Below are 10,699 nucleotides of genomic sequence, written 5' to 3'. Positions count from 1 at the left end.
CGCCCCGGCCCCGGCCCGAGCGGACGCCGCGGCACCAGCCGCCTCCGAGGCCACACCCGAAGTCGTGGAGGCCACCGAGCAGATCCGGCGCGTCCTCACGGAGATGGGTTCGTTGCGCGTGCCCCTCCCGTCCCGAACTCGCTGAGGTGTCGGCGGCTGCTGCCGTGCCCGAAAAGGCTTGCGACCATGACCACGAAATCGAAGATCAGGCCCATTGTGGAGATGGCGACTCCGGCGGCGGGTGATCCCCCGGCGGAGGTGGCGGAGGCCGACACCTCTGCATCGCGCCGTCCGCGCATCATTGTGCCCGTCGGGCGGGGGACGCGCGGAAAGACCTGGTTGTCGGAGTACCTGATCGCGACCGCGCTCAACACCGGCCGCCCGCTCCTTGTGGGCGATGGCGATCGGCAGAACCAATCGCTTGCGGCCCGGTTCGCCGGGGTGCGCACGCCACCCTCCGCCGACGAGAGCGAAATGCGCGGCTGGATCGCCGGCTTCATCGAGGCGGTGATCGTGAGTGGGGAGACCGACGCGTTGCTCGACCTCGGCGCAGGCGACCTTGCCCTGCGCCGTACCGCCAAGGAACAGGAACTGCTGCCCTGGCTCGACGACATGGGCGTGGACCTCGTCGTGGTGCACCTGCTCGGCGCCTCGGTCGAGGATCTCGCTCACGTTGCTGCGGTGGAGGAGGCCGGGCTGGCAGCACCCATGACGGTGCTGATCTTGAACGAGGGCACCGTGCCCGCGAACCGCGATCCTGCCGCGGCTTTCGCCGCGACGATCGGGGCGCATCCGATCCTCGCGGCGACAGTTGCGCGAGGTGCAAGGCTCGTGCGCCTGCCCCGGCTCGACTGTGCCCCGGAGATGGAGGAGCGCGGCCTCGGCCTGGCCCATGCGCTCGCGGGGCGTGTGCCCGATGGTGTGGCGCCGCTCGGGCCCTGGGCGGCCCAGCAGCTTGCGCTTTGGCGCCGGCGTACGCAGATCGCGCTCGCGCCGGTCTCGGACTGGCTCCTATGAGCGCGGGAATGACGAACGCGCCCTCCCAGGCACAAATACAGGCGGAAACGGAGGCCCTCGCGCAGGGCCTCCGGGCCGCCGCGCATGCCGCCGGGCTTCAACCCGGTGATCCGCTCAGTCCTCTCGTCGAAGCACTGGCTCACGTGATCGAACACCTCGGGGCGCAGCGTATCGCACTCGCCCTGATGATGAACGGCATGGTCGAGAGGGTCGGCGATCTCATGACGCAAGGGAGGGAGGCCGCCGAGGCCGAGGCTGAGCTGTTCCGAGCCACCTGCGCGGCGACCGAGGTCGCGGTGGTGGAGCAGATCTCCGACGCGATCGTCAAGGCGACCGATGCGGCGCTCGCGCGATGCGTACGGGGTGGGGAGCGGCGCGCCGGCTACCGTGCGGCGCTCGCTTTGTTCGTGGCGCTCGGCCTCGGAGCAGGGTCGGGGTGGTTCCTCACGGACCGTGCCGCCAGTACCCGGTTCGCTGGGGTCGAGGCGGATGTGCGCGCGGCCTTTCGCGAGAGCCCTGAAACCGCACTCGCCTGGGCGGACTTGATGCGCTGGAACGACCTCAAGGCCGCGCTCGGGGTCTGCAAGACGCCGGGCGAGGTGCTGATGCAGGGTGGGCGACGCGCCTGCCGCATCCCGATGTGGGTGGCCAAGCCACCCACCGCTCAACCCTGAACAGTCGTTGCCACCGCAGGTCACCATCGTCCAGGTGACGATGGCTCAGAGCAGTCCATTATGAGATGCAGCACCCGTGATCCTGTACCACTTCACCGCCCTGGAATACCTCGATGCGATCCTGGCCGAGGGCTTGACCAAGGGTGACGTGCCGCTGACCCAAACGCAGGGTGACAACGCGGTATGGTTCACCAGCGACACGGCTCCCGAAGGCCATGGCCTGACAGATGGGCACGTGCTCACCGTCGAGGAGCGCGAAGCGTACCGGCGCTCCTTCGGTGAAGCTTTATCGGAGGGCGCGCGCTTCCCCGACAAGCGCCGCGTCCGGATCGAGGTTGCGATCCCCTCTTCGGACCGGCGCCTGAAGTCCTGGCTGCCATGGGCCAGGAAGCGCCTATCCCCGGACTGGCTCACCGCGTTAAGCGCGGCCGGCGGCGGCAAGGCCAAGGCGCGGACCTGGTTCATCTACCAGGGTGCCGTACCACCGACCTTGTTCCGGACGGTAATGGTCTGCGACGCTGCAGGCGTCTATCAACCCCATACAGACTAGGCGTCCGCCGGCCCGGCGTGCCTGTGGGTACTCGCGAAATCATCAGTCCTCCTATGATCGGCTACTCGGTTGTAGGAGGCTATCGCGTTAACCGAGGCCCCTCGTCAGCGTTGTGAGGTCTTCGGTCATCGACGATATTGTAGTCATGACACAAGCTCTCTCCCTTTCGCCGATCCGCGCCTCGACGCAGGTCAATGATTACATCGCTCACCGCGTGCACGTGGTCGGCCATGGATGCGAGGCGTCGTTTTATGTACGGCTCAATCCGATGCCGGAGGCGGAATACCCGTGCTACCCTGTGACGTTGAACGAGTGCCATGGCTTTACTCAGGAGCAGTGCGACAGCTTCGCGGCCGAGATTGCCCGGTCCTACCCCGGGATGTGCGACCGCACCCATCACACGGTCACAGAGGTAGCGTGGCAGAGGGCGGTGTCTTTGGGCGAGGATATCCTCAAGGACCCCGGCGTCGCCGCTTCGACCAGATACCTGCCGGAGCGTGGGCTGTTGGAGGTCGTATTCTCCCCCTCCGACGTGCACCTGATCGACCTCGGCGTGTTCGAGGAGCTGGCCTATGCCTCGACCGCTGAGCTGAGCGAGGTCGAGCTGTCCCCTTACGGTCTCGGCGTGTTCTTCCCGCGGCTCGATGTCGACCTGTCCGCGCTGATGCTTTGGCGGGGGAGATTTAACCATCCTCTTGAGGTGTAAGCCGAAGCAGCCTTCTTCGATCGCGAGCAGTTCTTCGAGGCGGTCTGGACAGTTACCGAAGCCAGATCACGATGGCGGCGAACCTGTTCCGCAGCGGTGATGTGTGTTGGGGCCAGCACCAACGCGCGAGGTCTATGTCGGCTTGCCCCGGCATCGGCACGAGGCCTCGGTAGTGGTCGAGCGCAACCAGCTCTAAGAGTCCGTCCGATAAGTCATGACGCTCGGCCGAGCCTTCGGACGAGGATCATGACGGCGGCGGCGTAGAGGAAGGCTTGGGCCGAGGCGAGGGTCGCCTCCGGGTCTTTCCAAAGGCGGCGGTTGCGGCTGATCCAGCCGAAGAAGCGTTCGACCACCCATCGGCGTGGGTGCACGGCAAAGCCGACCTGATCCTTGGGTTTGCGCACGATGTCGACGGTGATGATGGTTGCGGTCGCGGGCCTGTCGCCCGCATAGCCTGCATCAGCGAAGGCTTTGGCGATGAACGGGAAGGTCCGCCGCGACAGGCGCAGCACCGGTCCGGCCCCATCGCGATCCTGCACGTTGGCGGACTGCGGGTCGAGGACGAGGGCACGCCCGTCCGTGTCGACCAGGGCCTGCCGCTTGCGGCCCTTGATCTTCTTTCCGGCATCGTAGCCGCGTGGCCCTCCGCTCTCGGTGGTCTTCACGCTCTGGCTGTCGAGCACTGCAGCGGTGGGCGAGGCGCTTCGACCGACCCGCTTGCGATCCGCCATGACGAGGTGATGATTGATCCGACCGAACAGGCCCTCGTCGCGCCAGCGCACGAAGTAGCCGAACGTCGTGCTGCGCGGAGGCAGGTCCTTCGGGATCATCCGCCACGCGATGCCGCCCCGCAGCACGTAGAAGATCGCGTTCCAGATCTCGCGCATCGTCCAGATGGCGGGCCGACCGCACGAGGCCGGCTCCGGCATCAGCTGCGCAATCACGGCCCATTCCGCATCGGTCAGGTCGGTTTCGTAGCGCAGGCGCGAACGGCTATGCTGCCGGCGAGTGGTCGGGGTCCACATGGTACATCCAGATCAGGCTTCAGCACCCTTCTGGAATCACCCCCATCCCGGCCACTCAACCCCTGCCGGATGTTATCGGACGGGCTCTAAGCTCTGTGTCGGCGGCGGTTCGCCGCCTGGTGGCATGGCTCCCCAGCATCTCGGCCGTCTTGGTCCGAAACGCGTTCGCGATCGTAATCACGATATCGAACGGTAGGTCGGATCAGGTTCCATAACGTTCAATGAGCGAGGGTATTAGAGATTCTCGATCCGAACAAAGTGTCGCCAACAGTGCTTGTCGCTGTGATGATGGCCGATCAGCGATTGGCCCAGCAACGAATGTCGCCGGTGGTCGGTAGATTATTCACAGTCATCCGGATAGGTAAGACCACCTGCTAACTCTCTGCCCGTGACGAGATCCAGACGCCGGGTCGTATCTTGTTTCGTTCGGTGGAGGGCTTCTGCGCAACGCTGGTGCATGAACTCGCACACTGGACGCGAGCGTCCTTACTGCCTCGACCAGCAGCTTACTACCCCATTCGCCAACCGTGCCTACGCCGCCTAAGAACTCGTTGCCGAATTTGGGGCAACCTTCATCCTTGCTGGCTTCGGCCTAGCTCCTGAGTCACACACCAACCACGCCGCCTATATGGCCGGCTGGCTGCCGCTCGTGCGTGACGATCCCCGTGCACTCGTCACCGCAGCCTCCCTTGCCTCTAAGGCCGCGCAGTTCCTCGCGTCGCCTGAGTCCTCGACCGAGGCGGGTTCCGCCCAGAACGTGCGAAAGCTCGGACATCTGTTTGTTCCCGCATCAATTGTTGGAGGTGCCGCGTGAGCGACGACCCTTCCCTTGAGGGCACCGCACGCCCGGGCACCGCGGGTGGTCAGGTGTCGCGAAGCCGACGCGCCATCGACTGCTAGTGATGCTTGCCACGGCCCCTTTCTCGGTATCGGCGAACACTCCGACGTTGCCCACTGGGGACGCTGGCTATGATCCGACCCACGGCCGTTCGCGCAATTCCAACAGATCATGGCCGCTCACAAGCGTGCGCAGGCGCGTATCGAAAGGCTGGAAGCAACGTTCGTCGTGCGGCAAGGATTTCCGCAAGTGCGTTTTCCGACATCGCTCGACTCACCTCCGCTCTACGCGACGGACACCGACACAATCGGTCGGCATCTGCGGCCTGGACCCTGCACACGTGCCCTCAAGCACCAGGTCTGAAGGCGACAGCGGGCTTGGCAAGGGCGGCCGGAGTGTGCGGTCTCGACGCTTCTCAGCGCCACGAGGACAGCACAGCCCGCGCTATCCGAGTCGTCGGCGGTCTGCTGGTAGCGCAGCCGACTCCAGGCTTACGTGCCCTTCGTCTCAAGCTCATCGCCCTGCCCGCCGTCTATGGGCTCGACGACACTCGTAACGTACCGGAGCCCTGGCACAGCCTCGGCAGCGTGCTCGGGATGTCACCAACCTAATCGCCGTTGACGTACGCGGTTGGGGTAATGACCGCCTGAGCGGTGAACAGGCGACCCGCGACGGGTTCGTGAAGAGCTACACTTTCCGCACTTATCGGGCTTGCGAATCATCCTTGATTCGGTTGAATTGTAGCTGCTACGTCAATTTGGCGAGTTTTCTGCAAGCAAGGTCCGTAAGGATGAACCAGCACGCGGTAATCAAATCGCCTCCGCAGCAGCCAACGGTTTCGCCGGCGGCGATGATCGGTGACCATGCAGCCGTGTTGCGCGAGCAGCTTCAGGCGATCTCGTCAGGGCTGTTTCCTCCTACATCAGCCAAGACCCTGCGCCGATTTTCCTCCTCAGAAGCTGCTCGAATTATTGGTGTTACTGTATCTCGGCTCCAGCAACTCGCCGCGGAAGGTTTAGGGCCGCAGCCTGACGTCTCGCCAAACGGGCGACGTTCTTACACTCTCTCGGACATCCATGGCATTCGCGCTTATCTTGACGAGAATACGCGCAGCGGAAGACGTTACCAGCCGCATCGTCAGGAAGGTGACCACCTCCAAGTCATCGCCATAGCTAACTTTAAGGGTGGCTCGGGCAAGACGACGACAACCGCCCATCTTGCCCAATCTCTGACGCTAAGGGGCTATCGCGTTCTGGCGATCGACCTCGATCCGCAGGCGAGCTTATCGGCTCTCCTTGGTGTTCAGCCAGAATTGGATGTCGATACCGATGAAACGCTATATGGGGCGATTCGGTACGATGATTCTCGCCGCCCGTTGGGCGACGTCATTCGGCACACCTACTTCACAGGTCTGGACCTAATCCCTGCGAACCTTGAGTTGATGGAGTTCGAGCACGAGACGCCGCGTGCTCTGAACAAGCGCCGTGCAGGCGAGCCTCTGTTTTTCGACCGAGTGGCACAAGCGATAGAGTCCGTAGAAGCCAGCTACGACGTTGTCGTGATCGATTGTCCGCCGCAGCTCGGATACCTGACCCTCTCCGCTCTATGTGCGTCGACTGCGCTGCTTATCACCGTCCACCCCCAGATGTTGGATGTGGCGTCCATGAGCCAGTTCCTGGCGATGACCGAGGATCTGCTCGGCGTTGTGTCGGAGGCCGGCGGCAATCTCCAGTACGATTGGCTTCGCTATCTTGTGACGCGCTACGAGCAGCAGGACGCGCCACAAACGCGGATCGTTGGGATGCTCCGGACCCTGTTCGATGATGCCGTTCTTACAGCACCGATGCTGAAGTCATCTGCAGTCTCGGATGCCGGCTTGTCGAAGCAGACCCTCTACGAGATTGGCCGGGACGCCATTACACGCTCGACCTACGACAGGGCGCTTGAGGCCTTGAATGCAGTAAACGCCGAGATCGAGGGCCTTATACGGAAGGCGTGGGGACGCGCATGAACCGCAAGACGAACCTAGATGCCTTGTTTGGTTCGAAGCAGGGAGCAAAGCCAGAGGGGTTTGCACCTGCAAACCTTGTCCCTGGAGAAGCAGAGTTTGCAGGTGCAAACTCTCCCTCCCCCGTGCTTGAAAGCCGCAGAACCGGCGCCGTACGCACGATGGGTTCAACCCTGCGCAATCTGGCAGCCAGAGCCGATGTAGCGGCCGAGATCGAGGCTGGGTCGCTCATAGTGGATCTGGATCCCGGACTTGTCGATGACTCCTTCATTGCCGATCGTGTCTCTGATGCCAATGATCCCACCCTACCTGGCCTGGTAGAAAGCATCCGAGAAAGTGGGCAGCAGGTCCCCGTGCTTGTGAGACCACATCCGGAGACAACCGGACGCTTTCAGATCGCCTATGGACGACGGCGGACTCGCGCTGCACTGATCCTGGGGCGCCCTATACGAGCTGTTGTCCGACCGCTCTCAGATGAAGAACTCGTCGTTGCGCAGGGTAAGGAGAACCTGGAGCGACGCGATCTCAGCTACATCGAGCGAGCTTTCTTCGCGCTGCGACTCGAAGCCCACGGGTTTCGCCGCGATACAATTATGTCCGCCATGGGAGTGGGGAAGGGGGATCTCTCGACCCTGATTGCGGTCGCAAAAACGGTACCCCAGGAGGTCCTGTGCGCGATCGGCCCCGCCCCGGCGGCTGGTCGTCCGCGTTGGCTGCTTTTGGCGGAGCGGCTGAAGTCGACGGGCGCTTCTGAAATCGGCACGCTGATCAGTGATCCGGGCTTTATCGCTAAGCCAACTGATGAGCGCTTTGCTGCTACACTGGAGGCGTTCGGTCCGAAGGTTGCGCCGAAGGCGAAGTCAGAAGTCTGGAAAGACCAGCAGGGACGCAAGGTCGCGCGCATTGAGCGCAGCAGCGGCCGCTTCATTCTGTCGATCGATGAGAAGCTGGAGCCGAAACTCGGTACCGCTCTCCTAGATCGGCTTCCCGAGATCCTCGCCGCCGTTCGGGCTGGCGAGGCGTAACCCGATCCACAACACGAACCAGGGAGACGACGCACTCGAAAAAGACAAGGCCCCCCGAACCGCGTCCGGAAGGCCCTCTCTGTAGTCCCTAAGCAAGCGCAGAGAAGCACATCTCCCGGCACATCGTCAAACGATTTCGCGCCGATTCGGCGGACGCCTTGTCTTTGCCCGGTGCCCGGCAGAGACCATGAACCTTCACATCACGACGCCCTTCGGGCGCCGGCCGCTAACGGCTGCGCATCTACAGGCGCAGGCAGCCGCCGCTGCGTGCTCACCTGAAACCACTGTCAACAAATGGGCAGTGTTTCGGCATATCGCCCAGGCCAAGGACGCTATCGGTGTGTCCGACAGGGCTCTTGCCGTCCTTAACGCGCTTCTCAGCTTCCATCCTGAAACGGCGCTGGTCGCGGGGCAGGGGGGCGATCTTGTCGTCTTCCCATCAAACGAGCAGCTTCGTCTGCGCGCCCACGGCATGGCTGAGACAACGCTCAGGCGGCATCTGGGTGCATTGGTCGAGGCTGGCCTCGTAATCCGTCGAGACAGCCCGAACGGCAAGCGCTACGCCAGGAAAGGACAAGGCGGTGAGATCACGTATGCCTTCGGATTTGATCTCACGCCGATCGTCTCTAGAGCGTGCGAGTTCAAGCAACAGGCCAAGATCGTCGAGGCCGAACGCCGGGAACTGCGGCTCGCGCGTGAACAGGTCACGATCCTGCGTCGCGACGCAGCCAAGATGATCACCGCAGGCGTAGAGGGCGGCCACGAGGGGGACTGGACAGCGCTGCGAGCCCGCTACGCGTCCATCGTTATGGCGATACCCCGGACACCAAGCCCAACCGATCTGAAAGCTATACGGCGAAGTCTAGCCATGCTTGTTGCTGATGTGGGCAACGTCCTCATTCCGCGATCAGAATCTTATATTTTGGACGGCAGTGACAGCCATTCTGAGCGGCACATACAGAATTCAAAAATAGATATCCTTGATTCTGAACCGGCATCCGGGAGTCGCGCTCGGGATGCTGATGAGCCACGTCCTGCAAAGGCACGCTCGACCGACCAAAGTTACCCTCTCGCTATGGTGCTCGACGCCTGCCCAGATATCCGGGACTACACCCGCGCCGGCGCGGAGATCCGCTCCTGGCACGATCTTGTCGCAGCCTCTGACCTAGTAAGGACAATCCTCGGCATCAGCTCAGCAGTATGGCGGGAGGCGCAGTCAACGATGGGAGCAGAAACTGCTGCCGCAACGGTCGCGGCAATCCTGCAGCGAGCCGGACACATCAAGAGCCCTGGAGGCTATCTGCGGAAGCTTGTGGAACGTAAAAGGGCAGGGCGGTACAGCTTGGGACCAGTCCTCATGGCCCTGAACCGTGCACGTCTCGCACAATGCAGACCGTCTTGATCGCCAATGTCCACACTGGATGTCAGGATAGTAAACATAGTGGTTTATCGGACAGTAGAAAGCTGGTCATATTTTCCCGACAGAAACAGGGGCATTTGCTGCTGTTCGATCCTGGCTTAGCAGTTCTGTCGGGAAAACGGTCGGATAACGCCTTCCTGGGCGCTAGCCAGGCGACGAGCAGGAGGTACCCAAATATGCAATAGGCGAGCCGGCCTCCATGAGATAAAGATCATAAGAGGCGGCCGCACAAGCAACGTGACCAATCTACATATATTCAAGCTATTCAACGATTCGTAATTTCTTATCAGAGACCTTTACCAATGTCGGACAGGATACGATGACTCGAATATCGTCATAGTCCATGTCGCTACCGGCGTTCGGCGGCCGATCTTCCCAGCCGTAATACATGTACTTGTTATCGCTACAACTCGCGGTCGCCGTGGCGGGATTGTGGGTCGTATGGCTATTCGGCAAGATGCCCCCGTCCGACTTACTCTTGCATTGGCTCAGGGTGTCGCAGACAATCGTCTCCAAAATCGGATTTGAGACCATGTTAATCGGAGACAGGGTGGTTCCGTTGTACACGCGATAACCCTTCATACTCACCGACTGTACGCGTGTTCCCGTATCAATGGTCATATCGGTATAATACTCGTAAGTTTCTTGATTCGTATCGTTCCATGCGGATTTGTTGCTGCGAGCGTTTCGAACGTTATGCAGCATATAGCTTGGCGCTTCGTTGGCGCCACAGGTGGGCAACGTGGCCTTAGAGTAATCTGTCGAAGGCGTGCCATTGTCGGCAATGGCGACTATGCCTCGGCGACCCTTGTCGGCCTGGGCTTGTCGCTTTGGATCGGACGAGTAGCAGTACATGTAGATACGGTTGTAGTCAGCAGCTTCAGGTGACAGCTGGCTAAACGTTGGCGGGCTGGTCTGGTAGACAGGGGCAACTCGATTGACGGTCGTGGCAGTCCCGACTGTAATCTGCCTTGGCATGCCGGGTAGAAGGTGCAAGAGGCTCGTCTTCACCGTCGTCGAGATTGTCACCCGGTAGTTCGCGCCATCAACCCACGTACCATTAACTTGGAAGCCGTTGGTCGTCTTGACCGAACCCAGTTGCAAGGTGAGCTGAGCACTGGCCAGGCGCAAGCCCTCGGTGGCAGCGGCGACGGTGTCAGCGTTCGCAACCAGCAGGGCGGTCGCATCGGCCACGCTGGCTTCGACAGCGCGGATACGCACAGCATTGCCGTAGTCAATCGCGAGGCCGCTCGCACCGACGAGGAGGGGCAGGGTGAGCCCAAAAATCACTATGACATTGCCGCTTTCGGACCTGACAAAGGAAGCCAATCGACGCTGCCTACCCCGCTGCATGGGCACCTCTCAACGTAGCCGCCGCTTAAAACCGGACAAACCGTGCAGCATACGAGGCATGCATATACAACCAGCCTTAATAA

Annotated in this window: 9 protein-coding genes; 7 read left to right on the top strand and 2 right to left on the bottom strand. The window is 61.9% G+C overall.

The window, feature by feature from the left end:
• The first annotated feature begins 186 nt into the window (after positions 1–186).
• The 4 genes from FV230_RS17745 (at position 187) to FV230_RS17730 (ending at position 2,947) form a co-directional block, all read left to right on the top strand.
• Positions 187–1,017 carry a hypothetical protein gene (locus tag FV230_RS17745; protein ID WP_147843342.1) on the top strand — a complete coding sequence of 277 codons (831 nt, stop codon included), beginning with the start codon at positions 187–189 and terminating at the stop codon, positions 1,015–1,017.
• 8 nt (positions 1,018–1,025) lie between these two features.
• Positions 1,026–1,691, top strand: a complete 666-nt coding sequence (locus tag FV230_RS17740) for a hypothetical protein (protein WP_147843341.1) — start codon at positions 1,026–1,028, stop codon at positions 1,689–1,691.
• A gap of 76 nt (positions 1,692–1,767) precedes the next feature.
• Positions 1,768–2,241 carry a hypothetical protein gene (locus FV230_RS17735; RefSeq protein WP_147843340.1) on the top strand — a complete coding sequence of 158 codons (474 nt, stop codon included), beginning with the start codon at positions 1,768–1,770 and terminating at the stop codon, positions 2,239–2,241.
• A 145-nt stretch (positions 2,242–2,386) separates the two neighbouring features.
• Complete coding sequence (locus FV230_RS17730; protein ID WP_147843339.1) at positions 2,387–2,947, top strand: DUF2442 domain-containing protein; 561 nt, start codon at positions 2,387–2,389, stop codon at positions 2,945–2,947.
• 212 nt (positions 2,948–3,159) lie between these two features.
• On the opposite strand, the gene FV230_RS17725 is transcribed toward FV230_RS17730, so the two are convergent.
• Positions 3,160–3,972 (bottom strand): IS5 family transposase, encoded by an 813-nt coding sequence (locus FV230_RS17725; RefSeq protein ID WP_147843338.1) that lies wholly within the window; start codon positions 3,970–3,972, stop codon positions 3,160–3,162.
• Positions 3,973–5,660: 1,688 nt separating this feature from the next.
• Here FV230_RS17725 and repA point away from each other — a divergent pair.
• From repA to repC, 3 genes are all read left to right on the top strand, one after another.
• A complete protein-coding gene (repA, locus tag FV230_RS17720) occupies positions 5,661–6,821 on the top strand; it encodes a plasmid partitioning protein RepA (protein WP_246694901.1) in 1,161 nt (386 codons plus the stop codon).
• Positions 6,818–7,843 carry a plasmid partitioning protein RepB gene (gene repB / locus FV230_RS17715; protein WP_147843336.1) on the top strand — a complete coding sequence of 342 codons (1,026 nt, stop codon included), beginning with the start codon at positions 6,818–6,820 and terminating at the stop codon, positions 7,841–7,843. The genes repA and repB overlap by 4 nt, the downstream gene beginning before the upstream one ends.
• Before the next feature lie 187 nt (positions 7,844–8,030).
• Positions 8,031–9,245: a plasmid replication protein RepC gene (gene repC, locus FV230_RS17710; RefSeq protein ID WP_147843335.1), complete on the top strand. Its 1,215-nt coding sequence runs from the start codon at positions 8,031–8,033 to the stop codon at positions 9,243–9,245.
• A 279-nt stretch (positions 9,246–9,524) separates the two neighbouring features.
• Here the strand turns inward: repC and FV230_RS17705 are convergent, their stop codons facing one another.
• Complete coding sequence (locus FV230_RS17705; protein WP_246694900.1) at positions 9,525–10,592, bottom strand: TadE/TadG family type IV pilus assembly protein; 1,068 nt, start codon at positions 10,590–10,592, stop codon at positions 9,525–9,527.
• Positions 10,593–10,699 lie beyond the last annotated feature (107 nt).

Source organism: Methylobacterium sp. WL6, assembly GCF_008040095.1.
Classification (GTDB): domain Bacteria; phylum Pseudomonadota; class Alphaproteobacteria; order Rhizobiales; family Beijerinckiaceae; genus Methylobacterium.
Note: the sequence above shows the minus strand (reverse complement) of the source record. Positions and strands in the feature narration are given on the sequence as shown.